The following is a 21663-nucleotide window of genomic DNA, read 5'->3' on the forward strand; positions in this document are numbered from 1 at the left end:
CAATCGGCATCCAGAAAGGCCAAATCTAACCCCCGCGCGACACGCCGAGCCAGACACACATTTTGTCGTTTAACCCCTTTTGTTTACGGTTATTGCTTGCGGTTTTGTCTGCCGTCTAGCGCACAAGCGCACTAGCGCACGACAATACCGTCGGAGTCAGCGTAGAGCGTCTCGCCCGGAACGAAGTCAATGCCGCCGAAGGAGACAACGACGTCGCGCTCGCCCTCGCCGGTCTTGGTGGACTTGCGCGGGTTGGTGCCAAGCGCCTTGCAGCCGAAGTCCATCTCGCCAATCAGCTTGGAGTCGCGAATCGCGCCGTTGACGACCACACCAGCCCAGCCATTGTCCTTGCCGAGCCCCGCAATAACGTCACCGACCAGCGCCGTGTGCACAGAAGCGTCACCGTCGATGACGAGGACACCGCCTTCAGACGGTTCGGAGAGGACCTTCTTCAGCAGCGCGTTGTCCTGGAAGCACTTGACCGTGGAAATCTTGCCGCAGAACTCCACGCGACCGCCGAGGTTACGCATCTGAGTATCGCAGGAACGCACGTCCGGGCCGATCTCGTCAACCAGGTCAGCGGTGGGGATGAATTCGATTGCCATAGGGGATTCAAGTCCTTCCGAAAATTGCTCGCATCAAGTGTTAAACCCATTGTTTCAAACTCAAGATGTGACTAAAGACATATGGTGCAAATTCGCTGGCAGCGATTGACACTCCGAAGGCCGGCCCAGATTGATTACTCTGGTGAGTCAGAACGCGCCGACAACCACACGCGCGCAGGAAGGGTAGAAGATGGCTGGGTTTAATTGGTTTTGGAAGGCTCTTAGCGGCAAGCAAGGGCGCAACCAAAAACGCAGCGTAGGGCTGGTGGCACGCGCCGCTGAGCTCGAGCCGCAGGTACAGGCGCTTTCCGACGCCGACCTCGCCGACTTCACCCGCCAACACGCCACCGACGCACCGGAGCTTTTAGCCGCGCTCCGCGAAGTCTCCCAGCGCACCCTGTCCATGCGTCCCTTCGATGTGCAGCTGCAAGGCGCACTGGCGCTCATGGAGGGAGACGTCGTCCAGATGGCCACCGGTGAGGGCAAGACCCTCTCCGGCGCCCTGGCTGCAGCAGGGTTCGCGCTGCGTGGCCACCGCGTGCATTCCGTGACCGTCAACGACTACCTCGCAGGCCGCGACGCGCAGTGGATGCAACCGCTGTTCGGGTTCCTAGGGCTCTCGGTGGCGGCTATTTCGCCGCAGGAGGGACCGGGGGAGCGTCGTAAAGCATATGCGGCAGACATCGTCTACGCCGCCGTCAACGAACTCGGCTTCGACGTTCTGCGCGACCGCTGCGCGCCGGCCATCGAAGACCGCGTGCAGTCGCCCGCTGACGTCGCCATCATCGACGAAGCCGACTCCGTGTTGGTCGATGAAGCGCTAGTCCCGCTCGTGCTTGCCGGCAATGAGCCGGGCACCGCACCGACCGGACAGATCACCGACGTGGTGCGTCGCCTGCAGCTCGGCGACGACTACACCGTCGACGAAGGCCGCCGCAACGTCTTCCTCACCGATACCGGCGCCGCACGCGTCGAACGCCTGCTTGGCATCGGCTCGCTGTACGACGCCGAACATGTCGGCACCACCCTGGTTCAGGTCAACGTTGCACTGCACGCTCACGAGTTGCTGCAGCGCGATGTCGACTACATCGTGCGCGATGGCAAGGTACAGCTCATCGACGCCTCGAAGGGACGCGTGGCGGAACTGCAGCGGTGGCCGGACGGTCTGCAAGCGGCGGTAGAGGCCAAGGAGGGCCTGCAGGTCTCTGAGGGCGGCCGAATCCTCGACTCCATGACCATCCAGCAACTCGTCGGCCGCTACGACATCACCTGCGGTATGACCGGCACCGCCACCTCCGCGGGAGACCAGTTCCGCGAGTTTTACGGACTCCACGTCTCCGTCATCGAACCCAACGTCCCATGCATTCGTGACGACGAGCCCGACCGCATCTACGCCACCACCGACGACGCGTTCGCCGCGCTTGTCGACGAGGTCGTGGAACTCAACGGCACTGGTCGACCAATACTCGTAGGCACCCGTGACGTGGCGGAATCGGAACGACTAGCCGATGCGCTGGTCCTGCGCGGCATCGAATCCTCGGTGCTGAACGCGAAAAATGACGAGCTGGAGGCCCAGGTCATCGCCAATGCTGGCGATATTGGCCGTGTCACGGTGTCCACTCAGATGGCCGGGCGAGGAACCGACATCCGTCTCGGCGGGGCAGATGAATCCAACCGCGATGCGGTCGTTGAGCGCGGTGGACTATGCGTCATTGGCCTGGGGAAGCACCGCACTGACCGACTGGACAATCAGCTGCGTGGCCGCGCCGGGCGCCAGGGCGATCCGGGCTCGTCGGTGTTCTTTGTCTCCCTGGATGATCCGGTGATTTCCGAGGGTGCTGCTGGCGAGACGCTGAGCGTGCTTCCCGAGGAAGATGGCCGCGTCCGGGATAAGAGGGCCTATCAGTTCATCGACCGCGCGCAGCGAGTGACAGAGGCGACCATGCTATCGATTCATGCGACGACATGGAAGTACAACAAGCTCATCGGTGACCAGCGCGAGATTCTGGATGAGCGCAGGGAGAAACTGCTGACTACTAATGCTGCCTGGGAAGAACTGTCCAAGTTGGCATCGGCGCGGGCGAAGGAAGTCGAAGCCGCAGCCGGGCGCGATGTCGCCGAGGATGCTGCCCGGGAAATCATGCTGAGCCACCTGGATCGCGGATGGTCAGACCACCTGGCGGATCTGGATGACCTGCGGGAGTCGATTCACCTGCGCGCGCTGGCTAAGGAAAGCCCCATTGATGAGTTCCACCGCGCCGCCATCGGCGCCTTTAAGAACCTGGTGAACAATGCCGTTACCGAGTCGGTGCAGACCTTCCAGGAGGTCGAAATCGACGGCGAAGGCGCACATCTGGAGGACACGGGTCTTGCTCGCCCGAGCTCGACCTGGACTTACATGGTCAACGACAACCCATTGAGCAATGGTGGCGGCTCGGTCGTCGGCTCGATTGCCGCGATGTTTAGGTAAGCCGTAACCACAAGTTTGGTAACAATTTGAAAATATTTCTCAGGTGACCGGCCTAGGTACACCCACAGAGAAAGCTCTCAGATGTCGGTATTTACGCATATCAATCATGTTGTACATACCCTGTCGGTGAGCTGCGTCACAACTTGGTTGGGATTAGATAACAACATGAAAGCGGTTGGGGCGCTATTATCTAAAAAGTAACGAGTAAATCGCCCAAGGTTATCCCGGAGGGAAAGATATGACTAGCAATAGCGGCCAGCCAGAGGCATCGGTCGAGACCACCTCGGTCTTCCGTGCAGATTTGCTGAAGGAAATGGAGTCCGGCTCTAACACGGACTCCACGGTCTCCGGTGTTGAAGGACTTCCGGCGGGCTCGGCACTCTTGGTTGTCAAGCGGGGGCCAAACGCAGGTTCGCGTTTCCTGCTCGATCAGGCAGTCACCACCGCTGGTCGTCACCCGGACAGCGACATCTTCCTCGATGATGTGACTGTTTCCCGTCGTCACGCAGAGTTCCGCAAGAACGGTGACTCCTACGAGGTCGTCGACGTGGGATCGCTGAACGGTACCTACGTTAACCGCGAGCCGAAGAACTCCGCGGTTCTGGCTAATGGTGACGAGGTTCAGGTCGGTAAGTTCCGCCTCGTCTTCCTGATCGGTAACTAATTCGACATCGGTTAATGTCGACGCCTGTCGGCATTAACCCCTTATTTTTGTAAAGGCTCGGAAAAGACCAGTGGCAGCAGTACGCAAATCAGCAGTTGCGCAGCCGGCGTCGTCGGAAAGCACTGCGAAGCAAGCACGCTCGGTGGGCAAGAAGAAGACCATCGGTGCTGTGCTGAAGGAAGTCAAGGTTGAGTTCCCTGATGTAACGCTGTCCAAAATTCGTTTTCTCGAGTCGGAGGGGCTGCTGTGCCCGTCGCGTAGCTCCTCGGGATATCGTCGCTACAGCCAGGCGGACATTGACCGCCTGCGCTACATTCTCACCGTTCAGCGCGATAACTACTTGCCGCTGAAAGTTATTAAAGAGCAGCTCGACGAAATTGATGCGGGCAACGCTGGCGGCGACGGGCTGGCATCGGTCACTCCACTGGTGACGGCGGATCAGTTCCGCGAAGCCGCAGTGGTCTCGCTGACGCAGGCGGAGCTGGCAGAGCGCACCGGCGCTAGCGAGAAGTTCATCACTGAACTGGTTCGAGTCGGTCTGATTACTCCGGACACGCTGAACATGTTCGATGGCGATGACCTGCTCATCACTGAGACGGCGGTCAAGCTGGCTGAGTTTGGCCTGGATGCCCGCCACCTCAAAACTGTGCGTACCGCTGCGGCCCGTGAGGCAGATTTGGTGTCGCTCGCTGCTAGTCCGCTGAGTAAGTCGCGTGCGGCTAGCGGCAAGCAGAAGGCCGTGGAGATGGGCCGTGAGATGACCGCGCTGATGGTCACGCTGCACGGCACTTTGGTCAAGCGCCAGGTCAACAAGGATCTGGGGAAGTAGTCGGTAGTCCCGCGTAAATAGCGGCTCGCTACAATTATCGCTGTTATGGACGAAAAACTCGTAGAAGTCAAGTTTCTAGACTGGATGGCGCATCCTCCTGAGGACGATCCAGTGCTACTCCTGCATGCCGAGGAGACCAATCGGATTATCCCGATTTGGATTGATTTGGCGACGGCGACGGAGTACTCCGCCCGTGAGACCGGCGCTACGCAGCGTCGCCCGGGCATGCATGAGGTCTTCGTCGATACGCTGGACATGGTGGGGCAGAGCGCCCTGCGTGGCCAGATTACGGGCGTGCATGAGGGCGTTTTCATCGCCAGTCTCGTGCTCGAAGGTGGTGCAGAGATTGATATGCGGCCCTCCGACCTCATCCTTATCGCTAGCGAGCTTGAGGTTCCGCTGTATGTCGCGCGTGATGTGCTCGACGCCACGTCGGTAGCGGCGCGTCTCGTCGCAACCAATGGCGGTTCGCTTGCCGACGAGTCGGAGACCGACTCCGTCGAGGCATCGGTGTCGGAGTTTGCGGAATTCCTCGACAGCATTGATGCTGACTACTTCGCCGAGCCGCATGGTGATGCGGAGGACAAGAAGTCTGATGGTGAAGCCGACGGTGGCGCCGATTCAGCTTCCGATGGCGACCGTTAAACGTGTGACTGGAGTGAATAGCTGGCTACTTTTGAGGTAGTTGTGGTGTCTATTTCCTTCGGTGTGTCGCTGAATGACCCCATAAAAGGGGTAACTTTTCGTAAGTTATAGTTTCACCCCGTCCTGCGGTTTTTCTCCCGGGTTGTGCTTGAGCTGGGGAAACTGTGACTCCAAACTCTAAACCTTAACTTTAGGTTTAGAGATTCGGCGTGTCGTCCTGTGATGTATTGACAGCCGATTAACCTTGGCGAAAGATAAATAACGGCAGTGAAACTACCTCGGGAGAATTTATATGGTCGACGACAACAGCGGTTCGCTCTTTGGCGACAATGAGCTCCGTGCGTCGGACTCGCAAGAGCCGCGCGCGGTTCAGGAATCCCTGTTCGACATGGGACCGGACGAGCAGGTTGGCTACCGCGTTCCTATCGCATGTCAGGTAGCGGGCATTTCTTACCGCCAGCTGGACTACTGGGCACGCACCAAGCTGGTGGAGCCTTCTATCCGTACCGCTAAGGGCTCGGGTACCCAGCGTCTGTACTCCTTCCGCGACATCCTCGTTTTGAAGATTGTTCGCGGTCTGCTGGACACCGGTATTTCCCTGCAGAATATCCGTCTGGCTGTCGATCGCCTGCGCGACCTCGGCGTCGATGACCTGGCTACCATCACGCTGGTTTCCGACGGTCGCACCGTCTACCAGTGCCGCTCCAATGAAGAGGTCATCGACCTGCTCAACGGTGGCCAGGGAGTGTTCGGCATTGCTGTCCCGGGCATTATGAAGGAACTGACTGGCACCATCGCCTCCTTCCCGTCCGAGCGTATTGACGGTACTCAGGAGAACCCAGGTACTGGCATCGACGAGCTGGCTGAGCGTCGTCGCCGCCGCATCTCCTAACCGCCAACAGATACGGTAACCGCCAACGATACGGCTGGACAGCGGCGTCGCTGCTATGGCCTCCGTTCAAATAGCCGAAACAAACTAAACGAAAACCGCCTTCCACAACTGGTTCCGTCTTACCTCTCCCGAGGTTGGACCAGATGGAGGCGGTTTTTTCTACTTACTCCGTACCGATAGCCGCAGCCAACTGAGAGGCCAGGCCATCGCCGTAGTCAGCCGCAATGCGCAGAGAGCCAGTGGTCATATTTGCCACTTCCTGCAGCTCGGGGCTGGAGCTGTCGCCGTCGGGAAGCACGATGACCTCAATCGTTACCGGGCGGTCCGGGCTAATGAGTTCCTTAATCCTCTCGACAGACTCGGCGGCATCGGCGCCCGAGGCATCGCGACCAGAGGTGAGCACGACGAGACGGTTCGGCTTGTCAGGGGAGTAGGTGTCGCGGGCGGCCTGGTAGGCATCGATAAGCGCTGGCCAGAACTGTGCCTCACCACCAGCCGGAAGTTCGGCCAGTGACCCCCTTACGGCGTCCGCGCCGTTGTTGGCCTCGTCATCGGGCGCGGGAAGTTCCGCGAGGCGGTTCACCTCAGGTGCGAATGTCCACAGGCCGTAGCGGCCACCAGGTGCCGCATCGATAGCGCCGGAAAGTGCCGTAGACAGCGCCCCAACATCGACGCCCTCGGAGGTGTCAGCGAGCAGGAGCGCCGAACCCACCGCAGTTGCGGGCTGTTGCGCGTCCGGCTGCTCCAGTGCTGGCGGCAGCGCAAAAGAATCCGTCTGAATCTGCGAGAGCACTCCAAAGTTCTCTGCTACTTCAGGGCTGAAAGTGCTCTCAGCAGCTTCGCCGTCGGCGCCGTGATCTGCTGCGAAGTTTCGGAAGTCCTCGGCCGCACGAGCCGTGTTCTCGTCGATCTTGCCGCCGGAGCCAAAGGTGACAACTGGCGCGTGCAACTGGGGTGCATCCGCAGGGGAGACCAGCTTCAGCCCCTCGCCGGCCATCTGCAGCATGGGCTGGGTCGCGGCTACGCCGTCGAAGTCAGCGACACTCTGGCTGAGCATGGTCAGCAGAGTATTGGAGGTGTAGACCTCACCCAAGCCCGCGCGTTCGCGAGCGACGTCCGGGCCACCGCCAAGTCGAGCACTAATCACGGCCGACAGTGCCGCGTCGGAGCCACCGGGGGCGGCTACGCGCAATCCCGCAAGCTCTTCCCAGGTGGCATTGTTCAGCTGGTCAGCACGATTGGTTGTGAAGGCCACGCCGCTGGCAATCGGCGGCAACCACGTCTTGGGGTTGTTGACCTTGACCTTGTCTGAGTTCTTCGCCTGGTCCACGAAAGAGATATCGGCGGGAATCCAGACTCCCGGAGTCATAATTCCAGTACCGGCTTCACCCGCAGCGGGGTCCTCCGGAGCTCCCTCACCAGCTTCAGCACCGCCAGCCTCAGTCAGGGCGTTCACAACCTCCTGCGAGCCCGCCACCGTAATCTGTGGCCGGACGCAGAAATCCCTCACCACGGGATTTGACTCGCCATAGTCCTGCACGAGTTTCTGTGCCGAGCCCACCGCAGCAGGATCAGCGGTCACCACCAGTGTCAGGTCACCTTTCGTACACCGTGCACGGTCAGCATCAATCGACGAATCGTTGCTCTTGCGCAGATTAACCCAGGCAAAAACCGCGGCCACCAGAACAATGACGACCAAGACGGCAATAAAAGGCCCCTTAGCCACTCGATAGTTGTTCTCACCCGAGGCGTGTCGTCCCATGTCGTTCTAGCCCTTTCTATGCTGAGTGTGCTCGGCACTGTCGACTCGCAGCAGACCTCGTCGTAAAGCACAAACGCGCACGTAACTCCTGCCAACTCTACTGCGTGGACAATGCGACATCTACTACTTGCAGCAAACGCCCGCGCAGGACGTCGGCGCGAGCAGAAATCTCGCGCTGCCGGCGGACGTACTCGGCCTTGCCCTCGGGAGTCTCGATGCGAATGGGAGCAAAGCCCCAATCCTGCAGATCGTAGGGAGCGGCGCGCATATCCAACTCACGGGCACTGCACGCGAGCTCGAAAGTATCCAGCCACAGGTCGCCGGGGACCGCCTCGCCGAGCTTGGTCGCCCATTTATACAAGTCCATGTTGGCGTGCAGACAGCCCATCTGCTCACAGTGCGGCTGTGTCTCGCGCGTCGGCGCAAACTCGTTGAGCGGCACGGCGTCGGGCGTGAAGAAGCGGTAGGCGTCGAAATGCGTACACCGAACCGTGTGGGCCTCGACGACCTCGTCCGTACCCGCCTGACCAAGCCGCAGGGGCTCCGGGTGACGATGCTCTGGCTGGCGATACACCATCGCCCATTCATGCAGGCCAAAGCAGTCGAAGTGTGCTGGGTTCGCGCGCGTCGAACGCAACAAATTGCCGATGTACGCCACTGTCTTACCGCGCTTATCGACGTACGCCGAAACATCCATGCGTGCCGTCCCCGAGGCGGTATCGGTGGGCTCCTTGCTAGCAGGACTGTCGGTAGCGTCATCCCTGTCGAGGGTAAAAAACTTCAGGTGACTGATGTCCTTGGCTGTCGCACCGGGAAGATCTACGCCGATGCCCGGTGACCATCGGCGGAGTTGACCGGGCTTGACGGGGTAGTACTCGAAGATGAAGTCCCAGACCGGGTGGCGCTGGCCACGACTGCGACGGGACAGGTGATCGCAGGTCAGAGCATCGACGCGGGCGATATGCCTTGCTTTGGCTTCACGCCAGTCGAAAGACGAATCGGGCGTAGATGTCACTGCTGGCGTCCCTGCGTAGTGCCCGGCCGGATGCGGGGCTGGTTCACGATTGGGTACTGCTTTGGTGCACCGCTGCGGCGCGGGGAGACCTCGTGGGTCCAGTCACGCACGACACCGACCTGCTCCTCGATGAGGTCCTCCAGAGCCACGATGCCGATCTGCTCCGCGCCGGAGAAAGCACCGGTCTTCGGGGCGATACTTGCCGGGGCGCTTGCGCGCAGGTGCGGCTTTGGCATGCGAGCGCGTACAGCCACTGCCATGTGGGCGCTGTAGCGGCGCATGATGCGCAATCCCTCATCCAGCGTGGCATCGATCGGAATCTCGATCATCGGCCGAATCTCGTCATCGGGGATGGCTGTCTCCGGTCCGGAGGCAGGGTCCATGACGCGGTCGAGGACATCCTTGACGTGAACATAGCCACGGTACTCGTTGGGTTCATTGTTGGCCGCAGCGACGGGGAACCGGGAGAAGCCAGTTTCGGTGACCGCCGTCTCTAGGTCGCCCACAGTCGGTGCGGTGGGGAGGCGCCGAATCTGCTCGTGCGGAATGAGCACCTCCTCAATGGTGCGCGTGGCCGAAGCCAGCGTGCGACGAAGGCGGACGTGCTCCTCGCTGTCAAGGAGCCCCTCTTGACGAGACTCCGCAATCATCGATGCCAACTCAGTCGAATCGACAGTGGTGTCGAGCTCATCGCGCTGCTCAATGCCGAACAGCCTCAGCGTATGGCGAGCCATCCAGTTAAACAGCAGCAACAGTGGCTTGGTCAGGCGGTAGAAGACCATATGAACCGGAATAAGCAGCATAGCCATCGTTTCCGGGCCTGCCAGCGCGATGTTCTTCGGGACCATCTCGCCGAGCATGATGTGCAGCACTGACACCAGCATCAATGCGATGGCAAAGCTCAGCGGATGCAGCAGCGACTCCGGAATACCCATCTGCTGGAAGGGAGCTTCCAGCAGATGTGCCAGCGCCGGCTCAGAGACCTTACCCAGCAGTAGCGAAGCAATAGTGATGCCCAGCTGTGCGGCGGCGAGCATCATCGACAGGTGTTCAGAAGCATTGATAACTGTGCGAGCGCGCTTCTTTCCCTGAGCCAGCAGCGCCTCCAAACGGTCACGGCGAGCAGCAATAAGCGAGAACTCCGCGCCCACGAAAAATGCGTTGACCAACAACAAGAAGAAGGTCAGGAGGATTCCAAACCAGTCACTCATAGGTTGAACATCTCCTTAGCGCGCTCGTTGGTCACAGGAATCAAAATGGCACGATCCACGCGGCGGTCATCCATCGCCAGAATGCGGGCGTACCAGCGTCCGGCGATACCCGATTCGAACTCGTCCATGAAATCGCGTTCGGTCTCTGGCAGCAGGACGACGTCACCGACCTCCGGGATGCGACCGAGCGCAAACATAATCAGGCCACCGAGGGTTTCGAAGCTGCCCTCCGGGGCGAAGTATCCGACCTTGGTCGGCAGCTCGTCGGTACGCACAAGGCCGGAGCAATTCCAGCCTTCAATTGCGCGCTTGACTTCCTGCTCGGACTCTTTGTCGTCGTACTCATCCCAGACCTCGCCAAGAATTTCCTCGACGACGTCCTCGATGGTGACAATGCCGGCGATGCCGCCATACTCGTCCGCGACCAGCGCAATCTGCGAACCAGCCGAACGCACGGCCTCCAGTACGGCATCGCCGTCCAGCGACTGCGGCAGCGTGGGCACTGGACGTGCAACCTCCCGCATGGTGGTAGTTGAGCGCTTCGCCGCAGGCACCGCGAATGCGTCCTTGACGTGGACAACACCGACAGTGGCATCGAGGTCCCCGTCAGTAATGGGGAAGCGGGAATGTCCCGATTCGATGGCGACAGCCAGCAGATCCAGCGCCGTGTCATCGACATCGAGGGAGGTAATCGTCGACCGCGGCGTCATTAGGTCCTCCGCCGTCGTTTCGCCAAAGCGTAACGACGACTCGAGTACAGCGGCCTTCGACTCATCCAATGCCCCCTGCTCCGCAGAATTACGTACCAGTGCTTCCAGCTCCTGCGGGGAACGCGCTGAAGCCAACTCATCCGCCGGTTCAATACCGAGCTTGCGCACCAGCCAGTTCGCCGTGGCATTCAGCGAATGGATGAAGTAGTGGAACACCCAGTTAAACGCCATCACCGGACGAGCCGTAACTCGCGCTACTGCCAACGGCTCTGTAATCGCGACATTCTTTGGCACCAATTCGCCGTAGACCATCGACAACATCGTGGCCACAATGAGCGCAAGAATCAGTGCGGTCGGTCCCGCTGCAGACTCGCTGAGCCCCATCCAATGCAACATCGGCGTGAAGTACTGCGCCAGCACCGGTTCCGCGAGGAAACCAGTTGCCAGCGTGGTCAACGTAATGCCCAGCTGTGCACCGGAGAGGTGGAAGGACAGTCGATTATGCGCCTTGTGAACGGCCTCAGCAGGTGCATCCGCTGAACGGGCGCGGTCGGCGTCAATCGTAGATCGCTCCAGTCCCGTCAGCGCGAATTCAAACGCCACAAAGAGGCCGGTGCCAGCGGTTAGCGCGATAAAGCCGACAACCGCGACAATATTGAGAACAATATCCACTGATTATCTCTTCTTCTTTTTCCCTCGCTTGGGGCGGTGTACGCGACCGCCAGCACGATTCTTTCCGCTTGCCGACGGACCGCCGCGCCCGCGGTAACCGGCACCACTAACACTGCCTGCCGATTGGCTCTGATCTTGACGAGCCCGGCGCGGACGCCGTGCGCCCAGTTCCTTGACAAATCGCGGCAGCCCCGGAGCTGCACGCAGCTCTTCAGCTTTAACGCCGGCCCCTGCCAGCAGCTCACGGGCCTGATCAACCTGGCGGTCACGCACAATCATCGCTACCGTGCCGGAAGCACCTGCACGAGCCGTTCGACCCGAGCGGTGAATGTACGTCGCGGAATCCCTTGGCGGATCCGCGTGCACAACCAAGTCAAGAGCATCGATATCAATGCCACGAGCGGCCACATCCGTGGTGACGAGGACATTGATTTCACCCTCGGAAAAGGCCTTGAGGACCGCGCGACGAGTTGCCTGGCCACGATCGCCGTGGAGGAAACCTAACTTGATGTCATAGAACTGTAGAAACTTAGCCAGCTGAACGACACGCGCCTTAGAGTTGGCGAAGATGACGCACTGATCCTTGCGGGAGGCAATCCAGGCGACCACTTCGTCGGCTTCGTTGTTGTCCTCCACCCGAAGTAACAGATGCCGCATATTGCGCATGGTCAACCGGGAGGCAGTGACCTTGTGCTTCGCAACTTCAGTGCTACTTGCGCGACGATCGCGGATAAGCCCCGCGGCGTCGTCGTTAATCGTGGCGGAAAAGACCATGCGCTGTGCCGACTTCGGGCACGCACGGACCAGGCCCAGAACATCGGGCAGAAAGCCCATGTCAGCGAGCATGTCCGCTTCGTCTACAACAACGGCGAGAACCTGCTCAAGGCTGAGGAGGCTGCGGCGGCGCAAATCGTGTGCGCGACCCGGTGTGACCACAGCGATATCGACTGGTGCCGCGAGCAGAGTCTGCTGCTTGGCCACGGAGTCACCGCCGACCAAGCTCAAGACACGCAGACCTGCAGCGGCACCGATGTCAGCCAGGACATCAGCAATCTGATCTGCGAGTTCGCGCGTTGGCGAAATAATTAGCGCGCGCGGGTAACCGGGAAGCGCTGGAGAGGCGTTATTGAGTAACGCGACCAGCGGAATGCCGAATGCGAGCGTTTTGCCCGAGCCTGTAGGGGCCTGCGCAAGAACGTCCTTGCCAGCGAAAGCATCTGGCAAAGTCGCCACCTGCACGGCAGTAGGCGAAGTTATGTGCTGGGCACGCAGAATACTCACAATCGCTTCCGGCGTGCCCAACTGTCTGAAATCACTGGACTCAGCAGGAGGGGGCATGCTTGTTAGAATACCGCTATCCCCGGACTGCCATGCAATAGGCACGTCCGGTGAGCTTGAAAACTACCGTCCCATGAGATTTACCAACCGCGACCCGGTTGCGCATAGGCCTCGCGCTCAAGAATGGCGGCTCGACGGAAGATGTTGCGGATGGATTTGAGCTCCGCATCGCTGGCCGTGGACATATTCTCTTCAAGGACCTCGAGAGCCTGCTGAACACTGTCAACATACTCGGGGTCGGAATACACCTCCACCCAGTTCGCGATCGCGGAATCCCCATCAACCAGCGATTTTCCTTGCAGAGTCAGCTCGGTTGCAATCCACATTTCGGCGACGATACTGGTTACGGCGACCCGATATGGGTTGAAAGCGCTACAGGAAGAATGCACGTCCAGCAAAAGCTGCGTGATGGTTGTCGGCTCGATGTCCTCGAGCGCCGAAGAAGTCTCTTCCAGCGCGTTATTGCTCAATTCCAACGCACGCACCAGGGCTTCCTGTGCGAGTGACGACCACAGAACCTGTTCCTTAGCGCAGGGTGCTTTGGTTGCCAGATGCGACAGGACTGGGAAAACTTGGTGCAAGTACCAGGCCTCTTGCGCTACGAAGAAGTTGGTTTCGTCCGAGGAAAGGTCGCCGCGGAGCATCGTGGGGACGCTGAACATTCCGCCAATCTCGGCAACGATGTCCTCGATGTCCCGCCACAGCTGGGAAGTAAAGGGGCCCGCCGGCGCAATCTGGAGTGAGTGGCCGAAGAAAGATTCCAGCTCCTTCGGCGTCTGCTCAGTATCAGTGCCTTCGATGGCCGCCGGGTAAAAACTAGAGTTCAGATGCACTGGTTGCATTCGGCGAAGCGCGACCTTTTCCAGGCGACGAGCCCTGTGGCCGTGGTCAATGGGGCCGTGCCCCTGGCCGACGTTGAGGTTATCCGCGAAACGAATGGACTCGCTGAGCCAGCGCGTAGTCCAGCGCAGGGCATCATTAATCGCAGAGCCCCCACCAATCCGTGTGGCAAGAGCTGCGGACAGCGAACAACCCGTGCCATGGGTGTTCTCAGTGTGAATGCGGGGAGAAGAGCTGAAGAAAACCTGGCCATCGGGGAAGGCCACGGCATTGCCGGCTTCCTCATCACTTAAGTGCCCAGTCTTTGCAATCACGATGACATCGTTCTTGCTCGCGAACTCCAGCGCCTGCTCAATCAGCTCAGTGAAGTCGCTGGCCTCCGGGGCGTCGGCAAGCAATGCCAGTTCGGGAACATTCGGCGTGATGACGGTGGCTTCCGCGACCAAGTCACGCATTGCGTCCATGGCATCTTCGTCAAGCAGACGGTCGCCAGAGGTGGCGACCATAACCGGATCGAGAACAACCACGGCTGGCTTGGTCTCCCGAACCCAGTTGGTGACGGCCTGCGTGAGTTCGCGTGAACCCAACATGCCAATCTTCACCGCGTCGATGGTGACATCCTCAGTTACAGCAGCCAGCTGCTCGACGAGGAAGTCAACAGGTGGGGTGTGGACGGCACGAACGCCCACGGTGTTCTGAGATACCAAAGCGGTGACCACGCCCATGCCATAACCACCGGCGGCGGCGATTGATTTTAAATCGGCATGGAGCCCAGCGCCACCTGTTGGGTCTGTGCCGGCGATGGAAAGAACTCGTGGCACAAAATCAGGCTTTGCCTTCTTGGGAAATGGCATCTCAGACCCCTTTTAACTTCAAGAGCGTGAAGCGACAGACTTCAAGACTACGCTTCAACCTCGGAGCGGTCGCCAGACCAGAGGGTGTGGAAAGCACCCTCGCGGTCAACACGCTGGTAAGTGTGCGCACCGAAGTAGTCACGCTGCCCCTGAACCAGTGCTGCCGGCAGACGCTCCGCACGCAGGCCGTCGTAGTAAGCCAGCGAGGAGGAGAACACCGGAGCCGGGATACCCATCTGTGCTGCAGTGACGACAACGTCGCGCCACGCGTCGAGGCACTCGGTGACCTGGTCACGGAAGTACTCGTCGAGTACCAGCGCCGGCAGCTCCGGATTGCGGTCGTACGCTTCCTTGATGCGGTTCAGGAACTGTGCGCGAATGATGCAGCCACCTCGCCAGATGGTCGCCAGCGCACCGCGGTCAATTTCCCAGCCGTACTCCTTGGCACCAGCGTTAATCTCATCAAAGCCCTGCGAGTAGGCAATGATCTTGGAAGCGTAGAGCGCCTTACGGACGCGCTCCACAAAAGCATCGCGATCTTCCGGTGCCTTAGCCAGGCTTCCCGACGGCAGGTTGCGGGCAGCCTCACGCTGAGCAAGGGAAGACGACAGGGCGCGAGCGAACACGGCCTCGCCAATACCAGTTACTGGAATGCCCAAGTCCAAAGCGGCCTTGACCGTCCAACGGCCGGTACCCTTCTGACCAGCAGCATCAACGATGACATCCACCAGCGGCTTGCCTGTCTTCTCATCGACCTGAGAGAGAACCTCAGCGGTAATCTCGACCAGGTAGGAATCCAGGTCGCCCTTATTCCACTCGCGGAAGATATCTGCAATCTCGGCAGGGGTGAGGCCAGCGGCCTCACGCAGCAGGTGGTAGGCCTCGCCAATGACCTGCATATCCGCGTACTCGATGCCGTTGTGGACCATCTTTACAAAGTGGCCAGCGCCATCGGAGGAAATGTGAGTACAGCACGGAACGCCATCAACGTGAGCGGAGATGGACTCCAGCAGCGGGCCGAGGGACTCGTAGGACTCTTTCGTTCCACCCGGCATAATGGATGGGCCAGTCAGAGCACCTTCTTCACCACCGGAAATACCAGTGCCAACGTAGTGCAGGCCACGGGCGCGAATAGCCTTCTCGCGACGGATGGTGTCCGTGTAAAGAGAGTTACCGCCATCAATGATGATGTCGCCGGGCTCCATCACGTCGGCAAGCTGATCGATGACCGCATCAGTAGCGGCACCTGCCTGAACCATGATCAGAGCGCGACGCGGGCGCTCCAGCGAAGCGACGAACTCTTCAATGGTCTCGGACGGGATGAATGAGCCTTCATCACCGTGTTCAGCGATGAGGGTGCGAGTTTTCTCCGGGCTGCGGTTGTACACGGCAACGGTGTGTCCCTTGTGGGCGAAGTTGCGTGCGATATTCGAGCCCATGACGGCGAGCCCGACGACACCAATTTGTGCGAGTTCATTGTTATCGGTCATGCCCACCATCTTAAAGCCTGGCCGGGGTTCGTTGTATCTGGGACTCAGAAATTGTTACTGCTTTTAACGTTGAAACTGCCACGAGTGATGGCGTGCGCTGGCACAATGTTTGGCATGACTGACGAGACTATTGCGAATAATGGCAGTTCACAGGACTCGAACTCTGCAGCTTCTTCCGCCGAGCAGGCGAAGAGGAAGGCGCTGCGCGATTATATGACACTGGCGACGAAGGCGAGCCAGGAAGCGCTGAGCGATGAGGAGCTGGCTGTTTTTAACAGCACCTTGGGCGATAACGGAATCGGCGGTCTAGATACCTTGCTGGGCACGAAGTTTGTCCATGTCGGGCCGGAGCGAATTCAGATGGAGCTCGAGGTCGGGCCCGACCACCTGCAACCGTGGGGCCTAGCCAATGGCGGTGTTTATTGCTCGCTAGGTGAGACTGCTGGCTCTATTGCTGGTTTCGTTGCCTGCGGTGCGAAGAAGCCGGTCGTCGGTGTGAACAACAACACCGATTTTTACCGCTCCGCCCGAGCTGGCGAGGTAATCGTTACCACGGCGGAGCCAGAGTACCTGGGGCGCACCATGCAACTGTGGCGTATTGAGCACACCCGCAAGGCAGATGAAAAACTGCTGGCCCGCACCAACCTACGAATTGCGGTACTCGACAAGCCGCTGTAGCAAATCGTTATAGGTGGTAACGGGCCTGGTAGGAAGCTCGCAGGTGGCTTGTCGTGATTAGCTGTTTTCTAATCTGGCCACCTGCAAGTTAACTACTTGTTCCTTTTTGCGCGGTGCTCGCGGCGAGTGTCGCGAACCTCCAGCGGCAGATCCTGCTCAGCCTTGTCCTTGTTGAACTCGGCCAGGCGGTCGATGGCGTTGCGTGCGTACATCTGCTGGCGGGTGGAAACCATCTGCCAACGGTTGCGGTCCAGGACGTTCAGGCCCCAGCTGACGCAGGAGACGAGGCGGTTGCGGAAGCCCACCAGGAACATCAGGTGGACGGCCAGCCACAGAATCCAGCCGATGAAGCCGGTGACCTCAACCTTGCCCATCTTCACCACTGCGGAGAAGCGGGAGACGGTTGCCATGGAGCCCTTATCGAAGTACTCGAACGGCTGACGCTCAGCGACATCGCGGCCGTCGGCCTCAGCTGCAATGTTGGCGGCGACGTACTCGCCACCCTGAATAGCAACCTGAGCAACACCCGGCAGGTTCTCGCGGTTGGACATGTCGCCCACGACGTAGACGTTCTTGTAGTCACCAGCTGTCATGTCCTCGTTGACAACGACACGGCCAGCGCGGTCGGTCTCGGCGCCAGTCTGCTCGGCAATCATCTTGCCCAGCGGGGAAGCGGACACGCCGGCGGACCAAATCTTGCAGAACGACGGGATGAACTCCTCGGTTCCATCCTTCATGTTCTTGTAGGTGACTCCCTCTTCATTGACGTCAGTCACCATCGCGCCCAGCTTGACGATGACGCCCATCTTCTCCAGGGACTTCTGAGCCTTGCGGCCCAGACGCTTGCCAAACGGCGGCAGAACCTGCGGTGCGCCGTCGAGCAGGACGACGCGTGCAGCGTGCGGGTTGTAGCTGCGGTAGGACGATGCGAGGGTGCGGTTAGCCAGCTCGGCCAGCTGGCCAGCAAGCTCAACACCGGTCGGACCAGCGCCGACAACAACGAAGGTCAGCAGGCGCTCGCGCTCAGCCGGATCGTTGGTCAGCTCGGCGCGCTCAAACGCGCCGATGATGCGGGCACGGATTTCGAGTGCGTCGTCGATGTTCTTCATGCCCGGAGCAAACTCGGCAAAGTGATCATTGCCGAAGTAGGACTGGCCAGCGCCAGCGGCAACCAGGAGGTGGTCGTATTCCCACTTGGAAGTCTGGTGACCCAGTTCCGAAGTCACAACCTGCTTTTCGACGTCGATGTCGGTGACATCGCCCTTGACAACACGAACGTTCTGAACACCGTCGAAGATTGTACGAGTGGACGGAGCGATTTCGCCCGAGGACAGGATGCCCGTTGCTACCTGGTAGAGCAGTGGCTGGAACAGGTGGTGGTTAGTGCGGTCGATGAGAGTGACGTCGACCTCGGCGCCCTGCAACTTCTTCGCCGCGAACAAGCCACCGAAACCCGAACCGATGACGACCACGTGCGGGCGTCCGGAGTGCGGGCGGTACGGAGTCTCGGTCATGTATTTTCTCCTCACAGACTTGAAAGTTCTCGAAGTTTTAGATTCGGCTTTTAGCCGGCAAGCCACAATAGTAATCCTCTCGGTGCGCCACCGCCTATTCTGGGTCCCTGCGCGGTAGGCTTCGAGAGCAAACTCAGTTCGTTATTCGTACCTTTATGCGGCGCGATTGTTAGGAGGTTCGGGCAGGGTGAATTCGGCAAGCCGGCAGGCAATTGACGCAGAGCGATGGCCTCGGGTTGCGCGTATTCCAGAGGGGCGTTTCCTAGCGAAACGTGCCGAAATGATGGAACGCTCTTTTGAGCGTCTCTGCCAGGACAACGGCATTGAACTGGTCGAATCCGGTGAGTTTGTCGGAGAGTCCTTCATTACTCGGTCGACGGGTGACGCCGATTTGGCTATCGACGGAGTCGGTGGTGCCAACTGTAGCGGCGGCAGTGAATCTCCCACTAGTTCTGAATCGTTTCGTCCAGTCATTTTCAGCGTCATTGATCCTGTTTTCTATTCTCGACTAGCTGATTCAGAATGGCTCGGATTGGGGGAGGCCTATCTCGCGGGCGAATGGTCCAGTGATGATTTGCCAGAGCTTCTCAGCCGCCTGCTCAGCGCCGAGCTTGATATTGCTTCGTTGGGGCCGCTGGCACGTGGTCTGATGAAAGTCGCGCGTTCACGTCCGCGTCTCGATGGGCCAGATATGGCGGGAGAGTTGCCGACCTCATTGCTGGAGCTCTATTCCGGCGAATTGCTGATGGGCGGTTCCGGCCTGTTCGCCTCCGGAGTGCGAACCTCGTCGCGGGAACAGATTCAAAACTATGCCCGTGGTGCTGGCAAGGGTGGGGTTCCCTCGCACTGGTCAGTTGACGTGACTTATGTCGATGCCCCGAAATCCGTCGCGCGTGCCGATTTTCTGCATGCCCAGGTGCGCAATATTGAGCACATCCTCGATCTTGCTCGAGTCCGGGCCGGAGACCGTGTCGCCGAATGGCCGTCGGCAGGCGGAGAAATTTCCCTTCGGGCTGCAGAAAGAGGAGCGGGCGCGGAGGTTATTACCGTCTCTGATGACCACGCCGAAACGGTGCTGGAACGGGTGGAAAAAGCCGGATTGCGCGGCGCGGTCGATGTGATCCAGATGGATCGCAACATTCCGTCGCCACGCGAATTCGAGTCCGACTTCGAGGCGGTTATCAACGTCGGGCGTCTGGAGACCTTCGGTCGTGCAGGTGCGCTGCGCTGGCTGAAGAGCGCCGAGCGTCTGCTTGTCGACCGCGGCACCATCGTCGTCCAAATGGTGGTAGCGACGGACAAATTCGATGCGCTCGCCGAGCGCAGCTTGGACCTCGTACGCGCTTATGTGTGGCCGCAGCTGCAGCTTTTCACCATGGAAGAGCTGCGCAAGATGGTGGACCGGGAAACCGGCCTGCGCATCGCGGCGGAAGAGTACATTCCGGCGCACTTCGCGACGACCTTGCAGCTCCAGCGAGATTTCTTTGCGGCGCATGCGCGCGAAGCCGCTGGTATCGGCTACGACAGAGTGTTCCGGAGGATGTGGAATTACTATCTGTCGCTGTTTGAAGCGCTCGTGCGCGCAGAGAAAGTCACGCTCGTACAGGTCGAGCTCGTGCATGCGCCACGCAGGCCTCACTAGCAGTGGGCGGCTCCGGGCGCGTTGGAAATTCGCCAGATAAATAATGCCTGTAAAAATAAATCACGTTTTTAGGCAAAACCACCTCAAAGGTGATGTTTAGGGTCTAAAAACGAAACTATGAACGCACAGAGCACCACACGTACTGCAGACATTGTTGTCGTCGGCGCCGGACTTGCCGGATTGGTCGCGACGTATGAGGCCACGCAGGCCGGCAAGAAGGTCATCCTTGTCGATCAGGAGAATGCCAACAACCTCGGCGGACAGGCTTTCTGGTCGCTGGGAGGAATCTTTCTCGTCGACTCGCCAGAGCAGCGCCGCCTCGGAGTCAAGGACAACCGCGAGCTCGCTGAAGCTGACTGGTTCAACTCCGCGCAGTTCGACCGCGAGGAAGACAACTGGGGACGCAAGTGGGCCAAGGCCTACCTGAACTTCGCGGCAGGGGAGAAGCGTGACTACCTCCGCAATCTCGGCGTGAAGTTCCTGCCTGTCGTCGGGTGGGCTGAGCGCGGTGAAGGGCGTGCCGACGGTCACGGCAACTCGGTACCCCGATTCCACCTCACCTGGGGCACAGGCCCCGAAATCGTCCGCGTATTCGCAGAGCCGGTCGCTGAAGCTGCGAAGAAGGGGCTGGTGGAATACTGCCATCGCCACCGCGTTGACGAGGTGATTGTGGAAGATGGCCGCGCCGTCGGCGTGCGTGGCAAGATTCTGGTTCCCTGTGAATCTTTAGAGCGAGGAGTGGCGTCGTCACGCGAGGAAACAGGGGAGGACTTTGAGATCCGCGGGTCGGCCGTGTGCATTGCGACGGGCGGTGTTGGCGGCAACCTGGAAGCCGTGCGTAAGTGCTGGCCGACCGAGCGCCTGGGCGAGATGCCGAAGGACATGGTCTGCGGTGTGCCAGAGCATGTTGACGGCCGTGGTATCGAGATTGCAGAGCAGGCCGGCGCAAACCTCGTCAACCGTGACCGCATGTGGCATTACACCGAGGGCATGAAGAACTGGAATCCCGTGTGGCCGAATCACGGTATCCGTATCATCCCGGGGCCGTCGGCCATGTGGTTTGACGCAGAAGGAAATCGCCTGCCTGCGCCATATATTCCGGGTGCAGATACTGTCGGCACGATGAAGCACATTCTGGCTACCGGACACTCTTACTCCTGGTTTGTGCTGAATAAGAACATCGTGGCCAAGGAGTTCATTTTCTCTGGCTCAGAACAGAATCCGGATCTGACCGACAAGGAGATCAAGAAGCTGATTGGCAAGGTGACCTCTGGTGTTGCCGCACCGATTCAGGCATTCATGGATAACGGCGAAGACTGGGTGGTTGCCGACGACCTGCCAAAGCTGGTCGAGGGGATGAACGAGATTGTGGAGGCGAGCTCGGGCGGGGAGTCCGGAGCCGCAGCGCCGAAGATTGACCTGGAGAAGCTCGAGGAGCAGATTCGTCAGCGCGACATGCAGACCGGTAATCCCTTCTCTAAGGACTACCAGGTCAATTACGTCAACGTGGCCCGGAACTTCCTCGGGGACAAGATCATCCGCTCCGTGCCGCCATCACCGATTTTGGATCCGAAGAACGGCCCACTGATTGCTATTCGTCTGCGCATGCTGACCCGCAAGACGCTCGGTGGCATCGAGACCACCCTCGACGGCCAGTGCTTGCACCCGGACGGAACACCTTTTGAGGGGCTCTACGCTGCAGGCGAGGCCTCTGGCTTCGGTGGCGGTGGCGTTCACGGCAACAACGCGCTGGAAGGTACATTCCTGGGCGGCTGTATTTTCAGTGGCCGCCAGGCAGGCCGCGCGATGGCGGAAGTGGTTAAGTAGCTCCC

Annotated in this window: 17 protein-coding genes; 8 read left to right on the plus strand and 9 right to left on the minus strand. The window is 59.7% G+C overall.

The features are described 5' to 3' along the window. Positions 1-131 precede the first annotated feature (131 nt). Complete coding sequence (gene rraA / locus QP978_RS09810; RefSeq protein WP_016422839.1) at positions 132-605, minus strand: ribonuclease E activity regulator RraA; 474 nt, start codon at positions 603-605, stop codon at positions 132-134. Positions 606-795: 190 nt separating this feature from the next. Here rraA and secA2 point away from each other — a divergent pair, with 190 nt between their 5' ends. The 5 genes from secA2 (at position 796) to QP978_RS09835 (ending at position 6105) form a co-directional block, all read left to right on the plus strand. Next, positions 796-3075 (plus strand): accessory Sec system translocase SecA2, encoded by a 2280-nt coding sequence (gene secA2, locus QP978_RS09815; protein WP_048734010.1) that lies wholly within the window; start codon positions 796-798, stop codon positions 3073-3075. Between the two features lie 238 nt (positions 3076-3313). Next, positions 3314-3739, plus strand: a complete 426-nt coding sequence (gene odhI / locus QP978_RS09820; protein WP_016422837.1) for an oxoglutarate dehydrogenase inhibitor Odhl — start codon at positions 3314-3316, stop codon at positions 3737-3739. A 70-nt stretch (positions 3740-3809) separates the two neighbouring features. Next, positions 3810-4568: a transcriptional regulator FtsR gene (ftsR, locus tag QP978_RS09825; protein WP_049170471.1), complete on the plus strand. Its 759-nt coding sequence runs from the start codon at positions 3810-3812 to the stop codon at positions 4566-4568. A gap of 45 nt (positions 4569-4613) precedes the next feature. Continuing rightward, positions 4614-5213, plus strand: a complete 600-nt coding sequence (locus QP978_RS09830; protein WP_048734014.1) for a bifunctional nuclease family protein — start codon at positions 4614-4616, stop codon at positions 5211-5213. Between the two features lie 388 nt (positions 5214-5601). Further along, a complete protein-coding gene (locus tag QP978_RS09835; protein WP_172620271.1) occupies positions 5602-6105 on the plus strand; it encodes a MerR family transcriptional regulator in 504 nt (167 codons plus the stop codon). Between the two features lie 163 nt (positions 6106-6268). On the opposite strand, the gene QP978_RS09840 is transcribed toward QP978_RS09835, so the two are convergent. The 7 genes from QP978_RS09840 to gnd form a co-directional block, all read right to left on the minus strand. Beyond that, positions 6269-7867 (minus strand): vWA domain-containing protein, encoded by a 1599-nt coding sequence (locus QP978_RS09840; RefSeq protein ID WP_284857129.1) that lies wholly within the window; start codon positions 7865-7867, stop codon positions 6269-6271. 97 nt (positions 7868-7964) lie between these two features. Next, on the minus strand, positions 7965-8882 hold the full coding sequence (locus QP978_RS09845; RefSeq protein WP_147719025.1) for a 3-methyladenine DNA glycosylase: 918 nt from the start codon (positions 8880-8882) through the stop codon (positions 7965-7967). Then, positions 8879-10093 (minus strand): hemolysin family protein, encoded by a 1215-nt coding sequence (locus QP978_RS09850; RefSeq protein ID WP_070653041.1) that lies wholly within the window; start codon positions 10091-10093, stop codon positions 8879-8881. The genes QP978_RS09845 and QP978_RS09850 overlap by 4 nt, the downstream gene beginning before the upstream one ends. After that, positions 10090-11475 (minus strand): hemolysin family protein, encoded by a 1386-nt coding sequence (locus tag QP978_RS09855; RefSeq protein ID WP_147719027.1) that lies wholly within the window; start codon positions 11473-11475, stop codon positions 10090-10092. The genes QP978_RS09850 and QP978_RS09855 overlap by 4 nt, the downstream gene beginning before the upstream one ends. 3 nt (positions 11476-11478) lie before the next feature. After that, positions 11479-12813 carry a DEAD/DEAH box helicase gene (locus QP978_RS09860; RefSeq protein ID WP_222865444.1) on the minus strand — a complete coding sequence of 445 codons (1335 nt, stop codon included), beginning with the start codon at positions 12811-12813 and terminating at the stop codon, positions 11479-11481. 80 nt (positions 12814-12893) lie between these two features. Further along, a complete protein-coding gene (locus QP978_RS09865; protein WP_070437427.1) occupies positions 12894-14507 on the minus strand; it encodes a bifunctional hydroxymethylpyrimidine kinase/phosphomethylpyrimidine kinase in 1614 nt (537 codons plus the stop codon). Positions 14508-14554: 47 nt separating this feature from the next. Further along, positions 14555-16006, minus strand: coding sequence for an NADP-dependent phosphogluconate dehydrogenase (gene gnd, locus QP978_RS09870; RefSeq protein ID WP_016422828.1), 1452 nt, complete (start codon positions 16004-16006; stop codon positions 14555-14557). Between the two features lie 105 nt (positions 16007-16111). On the opposite strand from gnd, the gene QP978_RS09875 reads away from it, so the two are divergent. Beyond that, on the plus strand, positions 16112-16675 hold the full coding sequence (locus QP978_RS09875; RefSeq protein WP_231367197.1) for a PaaI family thioesterase: 564 nt from the start codon (positions 16112-16114) through the stop codon (positions 16673-16675). 92 nt (positions 16676-16767) lie between these two features. Here the strand turns inward: QP978_RS09875 and QP978_RS09880 are convergent, their stop codons facing one another. Continuing rightward, complete coding sequence (locus QP978_RS09880) at positions 16768-18189, minus strand: NAD(P)/FAD-dependent oxidoreductase (RefSeq protein ID WP_016422826.1); 1422 nt, start codon at positions 18187-18189, stop codon at positions 16768-16770. A 187-nt stretch (positions 18190-18376) separates the two neighbouring features. On the opposite strand from QP978_RS09880, the gene QP978_RS09885 reads away from it, so the two are divergent. Then, positions 18377-19831, plus strand: coding sequence for a class I SAM-dependent methyltransferase (locus QP978_RS09885; RefSeq protein WP_284857130.1), 1455 nt, complete (start codon positions 18377-18379; stop codon positions 19829-19831). 117 nt (positions 19832-19948) lie between these two features. Then, positions 19949-21658, plus strand: coding sequence for an FAD-binding dehydrogenase (locus tag QP978_RS09890; RefSeq protein WP_048734037.1), 1710 nt, complete (start codon positions 19949-19951; stop codon positions 21656-21658). Positions 21659-21663 lie beyond the last annotated feature (5 nt).

This window comes from Corynebacterium sp. MSK035 (genome assembly GCF_030232615.1).
Taxonomy (GTDB): domain Bacteria; phylum Actinomycetota; class Actinomycetes; order Mycobacteriales; family Mycobacteriaceae; genus Corynebacterium; species Corynebacterium jeikeium_D.